General features: G+C 57.8%; 12 protein-coding genes. 9 read left to right on the top strand and 3 right to left on the bottom strand.

The annotated features are described in order from the left end of the window. Both DBR12_RS06080 and DBR12_RS06085 read left to right on the top strand, forming a co-directional pair. A partial coding sequence (locus DBR12_RS06080) for an NHL repeat-containing protein (protein WP_233244325.1) occupies positions 1-1,331 on the top strand: 1,331 nt, incomplete at its 5' end. A 79-nt stretch (positions 1,332-1,410) separates the two neighbouring features. Then, positions 1,411-2,538: a serine protease gene (locus tag DBR12_RS06085; protein ID WP_108616441.1), complete on the top strand. Its 1,128-nt coding sequence runs from the start codon at positions 1,411-1,413 to the stop codon at positions 2,536-2,538. Here the strand turns inward: DBR12_RS06085 and DBR12_RS06090 are convergent. Next, positions 2,535-2,936, bottom strand: a complete 402-nt coding sequence (locus tag DBR12_RS06090; protein WP_158274977.1) for a VOC family protein — start codon at positions 2,934-2,936, stop codon at positions 2,535-2,537. The two genes, DBR12_RS06085 and DBR12_RS06090, sit on opposite strands and share 4 nt — an antisense overlap. 522 nt (positions 2,937-3,458) lie before the next feature. Between DBR12_RS06090 and DBR12_RS06095 the strand changes: the two genes are divergently transcribed. The 3 genes from DBR12_RS06095 to DBR12_RS06105 are packed head-to-tail and all read left to right on the top strand — an operon-like array spanning position 3,459 to position 6,828. Beyond that, positions 3,459-4,460, top strand: a complete 1,002-nt coding sequence (locus DBR12_RS06095) for an ABC-three component system protein (protein ID WP_199226641.1) — start codon at positions 3,459-3,461, stop codon at positions 4,458-4,460. Next, positions 4,448-4,963, top strand: a complete 516-nt coding sequence (locus DBR12_RS06100) for an ABC-three component system middle component 2 (RefSeq protein ID WP_108616443.1) — start codon at positions 4,448-4,450, stop codon at positions 4,961-4,963. Before DBR12_RS06095 ends, DBR12_RS06100 begins: the two co-directional genes overlap by 13 nt. Next, positions 4,960-6,828 carry a hypothetical protein gene (locus DBR12_RS06105; RefSeq protein ID WP_108616444.1) on the top strand — a complete coding sequence of 623 codons (1,869 nt, stop codon included), beginning with the start codon at positions 4,960-4,962 and terminating at the stop codon, positions 6,826-6,828. Before DBR12_RS06100 ends, DBR12_RS06105 begins: the two co-directional genes overlap by 4 nt. A gap of 125 nt (positions 6,829-6,953) precedes the next feature. Here the strand turns inward: DBR12_RS06105 and DBR12_RS06110 are convergent, their stop codons facing one another. Next, positions 6,954-8,099, bottom strand: coding sequence for a DUF3800 domain-containing protein (locus tag DBR12_RS06110; RefSeq protein WP_108616445.1), 1,146 nt, complete (start codon positions 8,097-8,099; stop codon positions 6,954-6,956). A gap of 234 nt (positions 8,100-8,333) precedes the next feature. Continuing rightward, complete coding sequence (locus tag DBR12_RS06115) at positions 8,334-9,386, bottom strand: site-specific integrase (RefSeq protein ID WP_108616446.1); 1,053 nt, start codon at positions 9,384-9,386, stop codon at positions 8,334-8,336. A gap of 76 nt (positions 9,387-9,462) precedes the next feature. Here DBR12_RS06115 and DBR12_RS06120 point away from each other — a divergent pair, with 76 nt between their 5' ends. The 4 genes from DBR12_RS06120 (at position 9,463) to DBR12_RS06140 (ending at position 15,265) form a co-directional block, all read left to right on the top strand. Then, the gene (locus DBR12_RS06120; RefSeq protein ID WP_233244327.1) at positions 9,463-10,527 is read left to right on the top strand and encodes a DNA-binding protein; all 1,065 of its coding nucleotides are present in this window, start codon (positions 9,463-9,465) and stop codon (positions 10,525-10,527) included. A gap of 1,041 nt (positions 10,528-11,568) precedes the next feature. Next, positions 11,569-12,252: a hypothetical protein gene (locus tag DBR12_RS21955; protein WP_146185476.1), complete on the top strand. Its 684-nt coding sequence runs from the start codon at positions 11,569-11,571 to the stop codon at positions 12,250-12,252. Positions 12,253-12,332: 80 nt separating this feature from the next. Beyond that, positions 12,333-14,204, top strand: a complete 1,872-nt coding sequence (locus DBR12_RS21960; protein WP_146185477.1) for a transposase family protein — start codon at positions 12,333-12,335, stop codon at positions 14,202-14,204. A gap of 44 nt (positions 14,205-14,248) precedes the next feature. Further along, positions 14,249-15,265 carry a hypothetical protein gene (locus tag DBR12_RS06140; protein ID WP_146185478.1) on the top strand — a complete coding sequence of 339 codons (1,017 nt, stop codon included), beginning with the start codon at positions 14,249-14,251 and terminating at the stop codon, positions 15,263-15,265. Positions 15,266-15,866 lie beyond the last annotated feature (601 nt).

Here is a 15,866-nt window from a genome sequence, read left to right on the forward strand (position 1 = left end):
ACGACCTTAGCCAGATTGTAGTGTTTTCAAGGTCGGGGGAATTCCTCGGCACGTGGGGAGGATGGGGGTCGTACGGCGGCATGCTCGCCAATCCGACTGGAATCTCTTGGGGCGCTGGCAAGGTGTTCGTGGCGGACCAGATCAATCACCGGATCCAGGCATTCGACGAAAACGGCAAGTTTGCTTTCCAATTCGGGAGACACCCGATCGCGCCACATGAAGGCCATGGGCGACTTCACTACGTCGAGCGACTTTCCGCCAACGCGAACGGTTCGCGGCTGGTGGCTTGTGAGCCATTTGAAAACCGGTGCCAGGTTTTCCAGCTTGGGGAACTAAAGGGCGTCATCGCAGCGAACGAGTCAGCGTGGTGGGACAAGGCGACGAAGTTTCACTATGGGCGCAAAGTGGCTTCCATGGGCCGGCTCCTGGCCATCTCCGAGCCAGACACGCACGCTGTCCTCGCGTTTGATCTTACCCCTGATCAGGGGCCTAAGCTAGTCACGAAGCTGGGGCAGCAAGGTGTCAAACCAGGGGAGTTCCGCCGCCCCAGTGGGCTCGCCATCATGGACGAGCGGTATATCTACGTGAGCGACTCAGGAAACAGACGCATCCACCAATTCGAACTGCAATCGATCGGTCAAGGAGTGCAAAAGTCCTTTGTTGCTGGGACCTCCAGATTAGTCAGGATGATCGACTTTGGGACGTCGGAATCTATGGATGCAGCTGGCGACAAGTCAGCGACCAATGGGCTGAACGTGGCAGAGCCGAGTGCGCTTCGAATCGGTCCCAACAAAGAGATTTATATCGTCGATCCTCCCTCTGCGAAGATCGTCGTGGTCGATCAGGACTTTCAGAAGCTGCGGGAGTGGGGGAGCTACGGGACAGATGCAGGCCAGTTCAGGACGCCCATTGATCTGGCGCTTTCCCCGAGTGGCGACAAAGTGTATGTGGTGGATCACTACAACTATCGTATTCAGGTCTTCGATCTGTCGGGGAAGTTTCTTAATGCGTGGGGGGGAGCGGGACCGGAAACTGGCAAGTTCGTGCTTCCGTTCGGTGTCGCGGTGCATCCGGACACCGGCGACGTCTACGTCTCGGACACAGGCGCGCACCGCATCCAGCAGTTCACGAGCGCGGGCCAGTTCATCCGACAGTGGGGGCGGTGGGGCGTCAACGGTGGGGAGTTCTATAAACCGAAGGGCATCGCATTCGACACGACCGGCAAGCTCTACGTCACTGATTTCGGCAATCACCGTGGGCAGATTTTCTCGGCTGTCGGTGACTTCATCGCGGAGTTCGGGTTGAGTGACACCGCCTATTCGACGAAGTGAAGTGAAGCGAAGCCACCTTACCGTCGCAATCAGTGCGTGGGTAGCGGCCAGCTTGGGTACGTGCCCCGCACCTGCACAGGTGCTCGTCTCGCAGGGCACGCGGATCCAGCTGCCTACGCTGACCGACGGGCCTCCCGCTCAGAAGTCTCTGAATACGATCCTGCAGACCCTGCCCGCAGGAATGGCGAAGAGAAAGCTCGCCGTCGAGCTCAACCAGCTCGCCACGAGCGCCCAGGGTGGACATACCGAGGATTTCCAGTCGTCGGTCAATGAGGCCAAGGCCGCCGTTCTGCAAGCTCGTGCGGAGTTGATATCAGCTGGCGACCGCGAGGTCCTCGAAGCGATAGTTTTGACCGTGAGGGCCACGGAGAAGGCGTATTACTCCAAACAGCTCAGGCGCAACTACCCGCCCGACAGCTATCGGACAATCTTCCAGCGGTCACACCACGCGACTGCGTTGGTGAAGAAGTCCACCGGGCTGCCGTATTGCTCCGGAGCGTTGATCAGTACCACCTTCGTCTTGACCGCGAAGCACTGCTTGCACAACGTGGACCTAACAGATCTCGAGGTCTGGAGGGATTACGTCCAGCATGAGGACGGCTCGACATCGGCCCCCACAAGGATCAAGGTTGCGGGCGTACAGTACACCCCGTCGGATCCAGCGCTAGACTTCGCAATCGTGAAAGTCGAGGCAGAAGGATTGGCTGTCCAAGACCCTCCTTGCCTCTCGACGGACCGCGTCCGACTGCGGGAGTTGTTGTACATCCTGGGGCACCCGCAGCAGCGGCCACTGACGGTGCACGATTTTGCTGAGGTCCTCTTCCCCTACGAAGTTCAGTCGTCCGAACTGGAACAGATCATCATAGACCAGCGCGTCGGCAACGCTAGCGACGAGGTCGTCGCGAGCATCAAGTCGAGTTATGTGCCGACATCCAGGGGCAACTTCGCTAACAAGAGCCTAGTTTGGGACGGGCAGCCCACTATTGGCATCCTGGCCGACACATTCAGAGGGAATTCAGGCGCTCCGGTTTTCTCGCGCAACACGCACAGGCTCGTCGGTATCTTTGTTCGTGGTCAGCCAGACTATATCGAACCATGGACTGTTAGCTGGTACAGGCATGAAGCTGTGCTGCCCGTCAGTCAGATCATCGATGACCTGCGGCGCAACACTGCCCTACTGTCGGACGGCATTTTTTGCGTGCGCTAACCGCCCACTTCGTCGTCGCCCTGGAAGAAGGCGATCAAGTTGCCGTCGGGATCCAAGCTCACGAGCCACGTCACACCCCAATGCGTTTCCTGGAGCGGGATAACGATCTTCGTCCCACGCTGACGTAGGTCCTGATCGACTTGGGCTACATCGTCGCACCGAATGTGGATCGTCGGGCGGGTACCAGAGACGCCGCTTTCCCAAGCCTGGTCGCCACTGCCGTGGTGATGTTCCGCGATGACGATTCGGACGTCACCAAGACTGAGCGCGACACCTTTAGGCTCGTCCCCCTCGCCCCATTCGTGGTCAATGGAGAAACCGAGGTCGTGTTCGTAAAACCGGCGTGAGCGAGCGAAGTCGGTCGGGGCAAGAAACACATGGTCGATAGAAAAGCGCATCATGAGTCTCCTTCTCACGAGATGGTAGTCCGCTTGTGTCTAGTCTGCGATCAAAACTTTACGTGATGAAGTCAAGGCGAGGGCACAGAGTATGGCGGTTGCCTTCAGGCTCCCCATTCGGTTGGTCGAGAGCAGTTAGTTAGATCCGGTTGGGCATGGGCAGCTGAACGGCCATATCAACTGCTCAATCTTAGTTTCCTGACCAATGCATGGGGCGTACCTGCACGAGGCAACCGTGCCACGCCATCGGAAAGGCCCGGTGACCTCAGGACGCACGATTGTGGTTCCCTGGCGGAGGGATTTACTATCAAGGGAGGCTTGGAAGGGGTGAAGCCCCCCCAACGTGACCAAGCCGATTTGCTCGGAATGGTGGTCACCGGCCCGGACATAGAGATTCGCGACGCGCTGGTCTCCGGCCGGGCCCAGTTGCCTCGCTTACACCATGGACAGTTTCGTGCGTCGCTATCATTGGCTCGCCAGTTATCGACGCGCCATCTGAGATCGGACCAGGGAGGAGCCCCATTGCACAAGAACTACCCAGGATTGATTTCCGTTCTCACCGCGGCGGAGCTCGAGGACTTCGTCGACGACTGGTTGCACCAGCGCTGCAAGGACTACCACTCGCACGACCGGTGGAGCGGCACGGGTGACCTGGGCCGCGATGTCACGGGCTACGCCACCGACCGTCGGATGGACGGGCCATGGGACAACTTCCAGTGCAAGCAGCTTAGCAAGCCGTTGTCCGAGAAGGCGCTGTTCGTAGAGCTGGGTAAGATCTTCATGCACTCGGCTGCAGACGCTTACGCGCTGCCGCGGGCCTACACCTTCATAGCGCCTCTGGGCGTCGTGCGCAAGGTACGCGAGTTCGTTGCGCACCCGGACCGGCTAAAGCAGGCGTTCCTGGATCGCTGGGACACGTACATAGCGGGTGACCTAGTGGAGAACGCGACAATAAAGCTGACGCCGGAGATCGAAGCCAACATCAAGGCTTTCGATTTCGCGAGCGTCCATTGGCTCGACGCCAGGTTGCTGGTCAAGGATCCGGCATGCATGCCGGCGCTGGTCAAATGGTTTGATGCCGACCCCGGCCAGAGCCCCAGGGGCGTCGTGCCCGCTGCGATCCACGCCAGCGAATCGGCCTACCTCGGCCAACTGCTGAAGGTGTACGAGGAGCGGGGGCCGGGTACATACCCCGATCCAGAGGTTGCGCTGGCCTGCCCCGATGTGGGGCCACATATCAAGATCCAGCGTACCCGCTTCTTCGACGCCACGGCGTTCGACCGCTTCTACCGTGACTCGACGCCGAAGGAGTTCGTCCAGACCTTCCGCGACGAGGTCCACCATGGCGTCGTCGACGTCCACGACGCCGATCACTCCAATAAGTTCGCCCGCCTGAACAAGGTCATGCAGCAGGCCGCCCTGCTACAAACTTCAGGCGTGCTGGGTCGGCATGCAGGGCCGCAGGTCAAGCAAGGCACCTGCCACCTGCTTGCCAACGAGGGTGTCATGCCATGGGATCAGTAGACAGGCTGGCGCCCAGCGCGCACCCCTTCAACAGCACGCTCGAAACAGGCATCCGTGCGCTGGTCGTACTGGAAGCCTTCCATCCGCGGCGTTGCGACCTATTGGAGATGACCTGGCTCGACCATCTCGTCGTTCACACAGGGGATCTCGACGATCCAGAGGCCCCGAGCAGCCTGCACCCGGATCTGCCCAACCGCGCGGCCGAGCTCGTGGTGAGGCGTCCGCTGGTAGAGAAGAGCCTTCGGCTGATGCAGCAGCTGCACCTCGTCGACGTCTTCGAGACTGAGGACGGCATCACCTTCGGCGCGAGCGACGACGCCCCGATCTATCTCGACCTGCTGCAGGCACCGTATTCCGTCGCGCTCAAGGAGCGTGCCCAGTGGATGGCCGAGCGCTTCGCCAACAAGCCGGCCGTAGAGATGCGCGATCAGATGGAAAAGCGAATCCGGCGGTGGACCGTTGACTTCCGCGTTGAAGAGACATTTGCGGGAGCACGCGCATGAACGGTATCAGGCTGCGCCACTTGGCCTTCACCGGCCCCAACATTGAGTCTGCCAAACTTGAATTCGTCGACGGCCTGAATATCGTCTACGGCGCGTCCAACACCGGCAAGTCGTATGCATCAGAAGCGGTGCTCTTCATGCTCGGTGCGGTTTCCAAGCTTCCAAAGACCGATGAAATCAAGGCCTACGATGCAGTCTGGCTCGGCCTGACCCTTGGCGGCCAGGGCGAGTTCACCCTGTATCGCGCGACCAAGGGTGGAAAACTCAAGCTCTTCCCGGGTCTCATCACCTCCCACCCGACCGGCAAGGGAGAGGTGTTGTCCGGGAAGCACAGCGCGAAGGCAACCGACTCTGTCTCCTCCAGGATCCTCGAGACTTTGGGCCTGCACGACCGGTGGATCGTGCGCAACGCCAGCGGTGAGAAGGAACAGCTGGCCTTCCGCGTACTGGCGAAGTTCGCCGTGGTTGGGGAGGAGGACATCATGTCCAAGCGCAGCCCCGTCTACGTGTCGAATAGCTATACGGAGCGCACCCTCGATCAAAACCTGTTCAAGCTGCTTCTCACCGGTCAGGACGATGCGGCCACCGTGACAGTCCCCACCGAGCCCGCGCGGATTGCCGCCAAGGCGGCCAAACTTGAGCTCGTCGACGAGATGCTGGCGCAGCTCGACAAGGAACTGGGCGACGCCTTGGCCGACCGGACGCAGGTGGACGCACAGCTCGCGGAACTGGACGCCAGTGGTGCTACGACCACCGCCGGTCTGCTGGCCGTGCAGACCATGCTGGATGACTACGCCGCCAAGCGGCGTGCCGCGGTTGACCGCCGCCTGGAGCTCACCGCGCGAGCGGCAGAACTCGACATCACCCTGGAACGCTTCGCCAAGCTGCAGGCGGTCTACAGCTCCGACTTGGACCGGCTGCATTCAATCGAGGAGGGCGGTAGCCTGCTGGCCGCTATGGCCGGCCGTGATTGCCCGGTTTGCGGCGCCCCGCCTGGCGCGCAAAAGCACCAACACGCCGCCAAAGAGATTTCGATGGCGCATACGGCCGCGGCAGCCGAAGCGCGCAAGATTGAGCGTGAGCAGCGCGAACTTGCTCACGTCGTCGATTCGCTGCACGCCGAGGCATTGGCGCTCACGACCTCCATCGCATCGCTCGAGGACCAGATTGAAGAATTCGATCAGCGCGCACTGGACCTACGCCCCACGGAAGCGTCGCTCCGGAGCAGCTTCGAGAACTACAACGCCCAGCGCGCTGAATTGGGCAAGCTGATCGACCTGCAGCTGCGGCGTGAAAAATTAGCCAGCCGCCGAGCAGAGATCGACGCGGCATCCACGAAAAGCGAGCGCGACCCTCTTCCCGTTGGCCCTGAATCCACGGTGCTCTTCGAGTTCGGCGAGTCCGTCAAAGCGGTCCTGACCGAGTGGGGCTTCCCGGATTCGGACAAGATCCAGTTCGACGCAAAGGCAAACGACATCACCGTCGCCGGCAAGGCCAGGGACGCCAATGGAAAGGGCGTCCGCGCCGTTCTGCATGCGGCCTTCAACGTGGCCGTCGCCGTGCACTGCATTGACAAGGGCCTACCGCATCCCGGGTTCCTGGTGCTCGACACCCCGCTGCTGACGTACCGTGAGCCGCTGAAGTCAAAGCACGGCGATCTGTCGGACGACGAGAAGGCGCTGAAGGCGACAAGCCTCGCCGAGAAGTTCTACAAGCATCTCGCCAGCCTGGAGGAGAAGCTGCAGGTCATCGTCATCGAAAACTCCGACCCGCCGGCTGCGATCGAGGACCTGGCGTACATCGAGGTTTTCACCGGCCTGGCCGGCGACGGACGCTATGGGCTTCTTGCCCGCCATACCGGTTGACGTTTGATGTGGCCTTTGCACAGCTCGATGCAGCCCAGTTGTTACGCTGCCGTTTATTGGGCTCGCGCTGGAGTGGCAACCAACTGTCACTACAACTGGTGCCATAGGCCCCCTTGGCGCGCAGCTCAAGGCGATGCCAAAAGGCCTTGGAGGGCTTGTTGCCGGCGTGCCTCTTCCTTGTCCATGATCTCTCTCGCCGCCTCGATTTGCTCCGGCGGCATGTCTTTAAGCGGAGGCATGTTGGCGAAATGCCGTTCCCACCTGGCCTCAATGGCTCGCAGGGACACTTCATCGGTGTTGCCGCGATGCCGCTGGGCGTAGACCAGCGGCATCAGCTCTGCGGCCATGTCCTTGCCGTCGATGAGCCTCTTGAAAATCCACAGGTAGACATCGACAAGCTCAAGCCCCGCGCTGTCGGTGCCGGCTGCGAATTCGATGGGGATCTTGGGCATCCCTGCGAAGCTGATCTTGGGCATGCCGGGGCCAGTTGCGCCTTCCATGCCCGACACGGCGGCGAAAAACTCCGAGAGGGTTTTCTGCGCTTTGTTGAACTCGGACTGCCGGTCCACGACAATCCTCGACGCTCGCTTGCCGCGCTGCACGATTCGCTTTGCAATGCCGTGCATGACCGACTGAAACCCGATGATGTTAGGGCTGATCTGCTTGATGTCGTCCGCATGGTCCACGTTGTAGCCAATCGCGTCCGGGTTCTGGGCGGCCCATGTCAGTCCGTCGCCGATCAGCTGACGCGAGCGCGCGTCGGGAAGCTGATCGACGCGTCCCGCGATACGTTGGCAAACGGCGATGAGCTTCTCGTTAGATCGCGCTCGGTTGGTATCGATACGTGCTGACCAAGCGAGGCGTGCATCTTCTTCTTTGAACAAGGATGCGAGCTTCAGCAAGAGGATGTATCGCAGCGGCGTCCAATAGCTGGTCCAAGTAACGGCCGGATTGATGGCTTGGTCGAAGACTTGATCGTAAAAGCAGATGACCGAGTGATCCGGCTTGTTAACCCGATATAGGTCAAACCGCAAGATGAACTTCTTCTGCATGGACACCAGCTCGTCGGCGATCGATGCCAATCTGCCGACTCCAAGCTGAGCTGCGTGCAGCCGGTCCACGCCGAGGCGTTTGCGCAAGGGGGCGAGTCGCTTCTCTACTAACACATCGAGGTTAAGGTCGCTAGACAGAACCCCGTAGTACAGGACGGGCTGGGCCGCGTCAAACAATTCCGAACCTGTGTGCCCGCTCTCATCAACATAGCAAAACATGCGCCCCCCCGTCAAATTGTCAAAGCGCAAGCTCCGTGGCCCGCCTCGAGCGTCGTTTATAGCCTGTCCTCAGGCGATGAGTGGCGGTTGATGCTTCGAAACCGGTCCGCTGACGTAGCGCCAAGTTCTCGTCGCAAAGACCGCGATGCGCCGGACATCGTGAGTAGGACGGCCAGCGCCGACCGACCGTGAGCGCTGCAAGGCAGCGGTCGATAGAACTGTCGATAACGTTCACTACAACAGGTTCGCAGCTGGGTTGTCGTTGGAAGGGCGGTAATAGCCCACAACGCTGGCTACGCTCTTGTGCCCCGTCATCGCCATAGTGTCTGCCAATGGCACTTTCTGAACGGCCGCCTCAGTCACAAAACCAGACCTCAGAGAATGCGCAGAAAACACCTCCGGCAGCCCGGCAAGCTTTGTCCGCTCTCGAACAATATCCCGCACGGCGGCAGGGGAGAGGGGTTCACCAAGGTGACCGCCTTTCCTGACCTGTCTGAACACTGCACCGTCCACGATGCCCGAAGCCGTCAACCAGGCCTGCAGAGCTTCACCTGCAGTGCCCTCCAGCGGCTTTACGTTCTCCGGACGATCTGCTGCAGTCTGGTTGCTTTTGGAATAGGCGAGGGTGTAGGTGAAGCTGCTGGGCCCCACCCGGTGAAGATTCTTCATCGTCGCCCCCGTCACTTCTGATCGGCGGCGCCCGCCCGATGCCCAGGCAAAGAGGAGGAGGGCGCGGTCACGGATGCCCTTGAGTGATTCGTCGCAGGTGTCGAGGATGGCCATCAATGGATCCTTGGTCAGCGCATCCTTCTTCTGCGGAAGCGCGCCACGTTTGCCGTAGGCCCGCCGAGTCTTGGCCAGCAACTCGCGGACTTTGGGATTCTGGCAAGGGTTTTTCAGCTCTCGGAGTTGATGCGCCTTGGACAGCACGGCAATCCGGTGGATCAAGGTGTTCAGCGCCATCGGACCTAGCTTGCCTTTGAATCCCGCATCCACCAGCGCTTGGTCAATGGCTGGCGGTAGCTCGTGAGCCAGGCCATCTGCAGTCATCCGCTGAGCATGATCCACGATGAACTGCAGGACGGCGTTCGCCGGCAGTGGCAGCGTGATGCTTTGCCCGTATCGAACGCCAAACCAGGCAGCCCAGTAGCGCAATGCAGAGCGATAGCTCGCAAGCGTGTTCGAGGATTCGCCCTCGCGCATCAATTCTTCAACGGCCTGCGCAGTCACTTGCGACAGGGAGGACGGCTCCAGCGAGGGGTTATGTCTCAGAGACGGCAGGCGCATGGTTGAAACCGAGGTTGTAGAAGCAAAATTTCCATAAACGCTACATATGATGTATTGTTTACAACATGTTTTGTTGATGGATCACGATAAGCATCGATTATCGTTGGTAAAAATTGAATGGAGTAGGGCGATGCGGTCAAAAATTGTTCGAGGTCCGCGCGGTGTGCAAATGGAAGAGGTTTGGGCTGCCGCCGACACCGTCCTCGGCCTGGGCGAGCGGCCGACGATTGAGCGCGTGCGACAACAACTCGGCCGTGGCTCCCCAAATACTGTGGGGCCGATGCTTGATGGGTGGTATGGGTCACTGGCCAAGCGGCTGCAGTCGCCGGTGGATGCAATTGAGCAAGACGATGGCGTCGAAGTCCCCTTGCCCGCTCCAGTGGTCAGGGCCGCAAAAGCCATGTGGGGCAGGGCCCTACAGCATGCTGATGAGCGTGCGACGACTCAATTCGCCGAAGCTCGCAAGGAGCTGAGCGTGCAAGCTGAGGCGCTACGCCAGGCGCAAGACGTCCTGGTACTGGAAACACAGCGGCTGGCCGACCGCAGCGGAGCTTATGAGCTGGCTATGCAGGCCAGAGATGCGCAGATTGCCGAAATGGGCCGTCTGGTTCAGGAGCTACAGCAGCAACTTGCGGCAAGCCAGGAAATGCTGGCCGCGTCACGCTCAGAGAGCATACAACTTCGCTTGGCAGCGGATGCAGAGCGTCGCCGCCAGGAGGCAAGGGAGGTTGATCACCTGGACGAACGTACGCGCCTGGAAGAACGTGCTCAGGCTCAGGAACGCAGACTTAACGCAGAGGTGGATCGTGCGCGCCAAGAATCAAAGCGGCTGGCGCTCAAATTGGAGGGCGACGCCCGGGAATCTGCCAAGTCCTTGTTGGCTTCGCTGGAGAAAGCGCGGGAGCTAGAGGCCCTCGTGGGGACGCTGCAAGCAGAGAAAGCAGGTCTGATCAAAGACCTGCAGGCCTCCAGAGACGAGACGAAAGACCTGCAAGCAAAGCTTGACCATCGCAGCACTGAGATGTTCGACGTCCTCAGCGAACTGCGCGATCGATTGCCAACGATCCCGAGCAACGAACCTGTGCAGCCCACCGGCAAAACCCGCAAAACGCGAACTAGAACTAGCAACCACTCAGCTTAATGATGGACGATAGTTGTGGGTTACATGGAGCGAACTCAATCAGTGAGATTCGGCTGCCGCGATTGCCAGGATGCGTTGCACAGGTACGCCTTGTTCAATTGCAGAACGTGGGGTATGGCCGCCCAACCCCCGCGCTGGCGCCTCTAGAAAGGCGAGCACCTGCCAGCCATCTGCGGCTCCAAGCGCCGAAGCCACAAGCTGCAGCATAGGCCACATTTGGTGTTCGAACTGCCAACGCGGCAGTCTATACCCGTCGTCTGGATTCGAAATGCCTATGCAGCGCTGCGACTCGACCCAGGCGTTGACCCTGCACCTGCCAACGCCAAGCAGGCTAGCTGCTTCGTCAGTTGAGATCATGTCGGCGGCTTCCATTCGATCTCGACGGAACTTGTCACCAGCACCTAGAAGCGCGGCTGAGTCGGCGACTGATGCGTAGGAATCCGAAGAAGGTGTCGCTACATTTTGGAAATTTTTAATCGGTACCAAGATGGACACTCTATTCATATGTGCTTCAAACATTGGAGCGCTCAAAAATGCTTCAGATCCACCCCATCTGCTTCCATCACACCGGTTGCCTTGCAAGAATTTACATGCAAGAGCAATATTTTTGCTCTAACTTAGAAAAATACAATCGGTAGCGAAAAAATCATATTAAAACAAAAAATTGCACATATGCAATTTTTTTTGTGCTGCATAGTGCATATTTGCAATCACCTGCCTTGCAAAATCATTTTATTGGAGGGTTAACCCTTAACTCGATGACTTGACGAATTTTCGCAAAAGCCCTATTTGATCAGATGAGGAGCACCCAGAGTTGACATCGGCGACCCATATTTACAGCTCATCTCTATTTGGCTATGCTCAAAATACTCAATTGCAATAGCTACTACCTGTGCACTAGAGCGCATAAGTGAAGGCAACAGTCTGGTGCGGCAAATGCCCCCTTTGCGATACGTATGAAGTTTTGCAGGAGAAGTAATAATGTTTCATGCCGCTCATGATACTTCGAAGGCAAGTATTCGCACTAGATTAGGCGTCCGAATGAGAAGCCAACTCGCCAATACCTACAAAGTACGAGGTCATTCAACTGGAAAAATCTGGCTTCAATACAGCGCCAAGGCCTGTCGCGATATAGCTTTTGCGTCAGAAATTGATTATCTACACTTTCTCTATGTCGAATCATCCTTCGACGTTGTTAGCGTTGATTACACGCCAGAACTAAAGGTTCAGCGAGCCGTTGGTAGTAGTTTTGTCAAATATATTAATGCTGAGATTGTGACAACTAATGGTGATGCAGTATGGCGCCATGTGTGTGAAGCAAATAAAGTGGAAAGTGCACGCTACCGACAAAGACAGTTGCAAACCCTCCTTCAGAGCTTCGACATGCCAGATGGAGCTCAAACCCCGCGCGTGGAAATTCTTACCCATGAGGACATGCTTGCCGCGCCGCATCGAATTCGTAACTGGCACTCTGTGGCTGCGTGGCTTGCAGCAGGACGTGATTGGGCCTTGACCGAGGAGCAGTTGGAGGTGGCTGCTTTGATCCGCTCAAAGAAACGGGTGGAATTCCAAGAAGTGCTGGGACTCGGTAAAGGTACGGATCACGACGATCTCTACGGAGTTGCGATTTTCCGTTCCATGCAGGCTGGCGCATATAGCAGCAACCTGTTCGATACGCCCTTCTCAATGCGCACATTTTTCTCCGAAAAGCAAGGTTCCGTATGAGTCGCAGGCGCCTCACTTTCAAGACCATCTCGCCAGAACTACGTGACACATCGAAGTGGCCGGAAGTGGATTTAAGTAGTATGGCCTTTGACGACCTAGCGCGTTTCGAGCGACTTATGCCTGCTGTCGAGAGCTACCTGCGAAATGGCAAACTCAGGGCGGCTGCGAAGACAGCCCAGATGTCGGAGGATGCGCTGCTAGATCAAGTGAACCGATGCCTCATGCCTCACTCTGATGGTGGCATCGTCGGCTGGGCGGGGCTAATTCATCGGCTGAGACTCTCCGGCTATGCACGCACTAGTCCGCTTCCCCAAGGGCTCAACGCCAGTCGCCGCGGGGCGAGTGGGGCCTTCCACCTATTTCTAGACGAAAACCTGACTATAAAAAAAGCTCTGGATGAGGCCATTCGGAAAGGCACCGGGCGGGGAAAAGCAAAGGCAGCTTTTACACCACATAAGGCGATTTGGAAGAAGTTCGTCGAATTGGTAGAGAGTTTCATCCCACCTGACCATTACCCTCGCAATCAGAAGAGCTTTGCCCGACGGTCTGTAGAGCGCTACGTCACAAACATGATCGCCAATGACGCCAAGGCTCGATCCTTGGCAGTGGGGCAGGTGGCAAAAACATCTGGTCAGGTGGGCAACGGTCTGTCCTCATTTGAGTTGATCAGGTCACCATTGGATCTAGTGGGAGCAGATGCGCATCACGTCGACTGTTTTGGAATGATCGAGATTGAAGGGCCCGCAGGCCCTCAACTGGTCCCAATCAGCCGTGTGTGGATTTACGTCGTTGTTGACTTCGAATCTCGTGCCGTTTGTGGTTACGCTGCTTCGTTTCGAACCGAGCCCACAGCGACGCAAATTGAGTTGGCCTTGGACATGGCAACCAAGCCCTGGCAGCCCCGAGTACTGAACATGGGTGCCGTGCGATACAAGGAAGGTGCCGGCTTCCCAATGGGCTGCGTCGATGGATTCGTCTTTGCACCAGCAGCTTTGCGAATGGACAGCGCCGCACAGAGCTTCGCAAATCGAATAGTACATAGGGTCCGGCGCCGATTCGGCTGCGCAGTGAGCTGGAGTGCCGTTGGGGCGTGGTACCACAACGACGTCGTTGAACGTTTTTTTGGTTCGTTGGAACGTTTCGGTTTGCATCGGTTGCCCACGTCAGTGGGCTCTGGCCCAGCCGATCCTAGGAGGACTGATGGTGCCGCCGCAGCCGTGAAGCTCAACGTAACGTGGCAACACCTTCTCGATCTCTTAGAAGTTGCCATTGCCGAGTACAACGCCAAAGCCCAACCAGGACTTGGGCATCGGTCACCACTTGAAGTGCTGCGAGATTACTTTGACCGACACCGTCAACGGTTCGTACCGCGTCCACGCATTCCTCCAACGTTGTTGACGCCTCGGCTAGGCGTTGAGATCGAAACGCACACTGTACGGGGATCTTGCGCGGCAGGAAAGCTGAAGAGGCCATATGTGCAAGTCGACAAGGCAACCTACACCAGCCCAGAGCTAGCATCACAGTTTGCGCTGATTGGGAGACCAATTGTTCTCCATGTGCATGAAGATGACATGCGGACGGTTGAAGCCTTCCTCGAAGACGGTACACGGCTAGGATTGTTAACAGTCCGAGAGAGGGGTTGGCGGCGCACGAAGCACTCACGCGATCAACGCAAGCAAATCAACCGCATGCGCGACGAACGCGAACTCTCAGACATTCGAGGTGGCGACTACGTTGAGTGCTTCCTCGAACATCTAGCTCGTACCGCGTTCGCCTCTGCTGCGAATCGGCCAGATCGAGTCTCAGAGGACGCGACCAGGCTCGCTGAGGCTATTCGCACGACGGGCGCATCCGTGCCACGCGTGGGGATGCCCAAACCAGACAGTGCCAATGTGACGCCTCTGCGGCCTATTCCCAAGCTGCTAAACCTGCCTAAGCCGTCATGGGGTTGAAGAATATTGATTGGCAATCGATGGACTGAGACGGGAGCTCCAAAGTGAATTCGCGCACTTTAACTATTGACGACGCCAACCGGCTGGCCCTTCGCAAGCATGCTCTGTTCGATGGGGAAATGAGGCAAGCGCACTATCTTTCTCATCCCGTTGTCACCGATTCCCTGCATTTGGCCACCGAGCCCGTGAAAGAAGTATTCGAGGTCGTACAGCATCTGATCATCCACCGATTCCCTGGATCTCCATTCATTGGCGCCTTCCGGATGGGCAAGACACACACAATCCAGATCCTTTGCGACGAGTTGAGGCGGATCTTTCCGAAGTTGGCAATTGGGACACTTATTGCAAAAAAGCACGACAAGCCAACAGAGAAAGCCTTCTGGGGAGACGCTCTTGACGACTACGAACACGGTGCCTCGTTGTACGGAACAGCGCCGGAACGGCGGCGACGCTTCATGTCGATGATCGTTTCAGCAGTCTTATCGGTGAACGGAGACCAGTACGTCTTCTTTGTAGATGAAGGCCAGTGCTGGACTTTGTCAGAGTGGGTCTGGATGCGCGACCTCACAAACGATCTAAAGAGGCGCGGCATCCGAACCACAACCATCGTTTTTGCACATGAAGAGCTCAACGTTTTGCGCGATATGTTGATTAGCACGGGGCGTACTGACCTAATAGGGCGGTTCTTCCACACGCCGTATGTTTTCCGTGGACTGCGCAATGAAAGCGAGTTGCAGAGCATGATGCAGTGCCTTGACGATCCATCGAAGCACGAGCATCCCTGTGGAAGTGGGATCTGCATGTCGGAATTCTTTTTGCCTGCGGCTTATTGTGCGGGTTGGCGTTTGGCCACAGAGGCTCCACATCTATGGGCAGCTTTCGGCCAAGTAGCCGCCCGTCAAGGTCGAATCGCTAAGGATATTGGTATGCAGTGGGTGATGTCATCCATTCGCGCCTGGTTGTTCATCGTTGCCAACTACGACAGCGCCGACTTCAAATCACCGCCAGACTCGTGGGTAGAAGCCATCGGCGCAAGTACATATCAAGCCAGCTTGCAATGACGTCGCACAAGAGCCTGGGCGCGCTTCGAATGGCAGATGGCCTCTTCTTTTGCGATAGCTGGTTTTTGCCGGGGGAGGGGCCGTTCACAGTTTTGGCCAAATTGGCCATTGCCAACGTACTAAACGCTAATCGGATCTGCCGGGTCTTTGGCGTAAGGTCTACTCCGACGCGTGATGCGAGTCCGCACGGTCGTAGCTTGCTCCATCTTGAATGGCTCGCTCGCAGCCGATCAGCGCCACTGCTAGCTGCGAAGCTATGGAGTCGAAGCCTGCTGAGCCTATCTCCGCGCTGGGGTCAGTCGGTCGCCAGCGATAGGGCACTACGCTATTGCCCAACCTGTTTGTCCATGGGCTACCAATCGTCTTTGTGCCAGATCGAAGGGCTAGTTCGGTGCCCACAGCACAACGACCTACTGCTCGATCATTGCAAAAAATGCAATGCACCCACACCGCCTTATGCGGTAACGGCAGAGGCCTTCGATGAACCGCTAGTCTGCATCTATTGTGGTAACGCGTACGCGCCAATTTGGGCATCTGTCCGCGGAGACCTGTTTCAAAAACAGGTTGATGATGAGAGCGCCTACTGTCATCTTGGTGAATG

Source organism: Acidovorax sp. HMWF029 (assembly GCF_003060895.1).
Classification (GTDB): domain Bacteria; phylum Pseudomonadota; class Gammaproteobacteria; order Burkholderiales; family Burkholderiaceae_C; genus Acidovorax.

Excerpts from the sequence above, each read along its gene's own strand:
- DBR12_RS21960 (WP_146185477.1), top strand. The coding sequence starts at position 12,333 with ATGGCCTTTGACGACCTAGCGCGTTTCGAGCGACTTATGCCTGCTGTC.
- DBR12_RS06090 (WP_158274977.1), bottom strand. The coding sequence starts at position 2,936 with ATGCGCTTTTCTATCGACCATGTGTTTCTTGCCCCGACCGACTTCGCT.
- DBR12_RS06100 (WP_108616443.1), top strand. The coding sequence starts at position 4,448 with ATGGGATCAGTAGACAGGCTGGCGCCCAGCGCGCACCCCTTCAACAGC.
- DBR12_RS06120 (WP_233244327.1), top strand. The coding sequence starts at position 9,463 with ATGGATCACGATAAGCATCGATTATCGTTGGTAAAAATTGAATGGAGT.
- DBR12_RS06105 (WP_108616444.1), top strand. The coding sequence starts at position 4,960 with ATGAACGGTATCAGGCTGCGCCACTTGGCCTTCACCGGCCCCAACATT.
- DBR12_RS21955 (WP_146185476.1), top strand. The coding sequence starts at position 11,569 with ATGAGAAGCCAACTCGCCAATACCTACAAAGTACGAGGTCATTCAACT.
- DBR12_RS06110 (WP_108616445.1), bottom strand. The coding sequence starts at position 8,099 with ATGTTTTGCTATGTTGATGAGAGCGGGCACACAGGTTCGGAATTGTTT.
- DBR12_RS06115 (WP_108616446.1), bottom strand. The coding sequence starts at position 9,386 with ATGCGCCTGCCGTCTCTGAGACATAACCCCTCGCTGGAGCCGTCCTCC.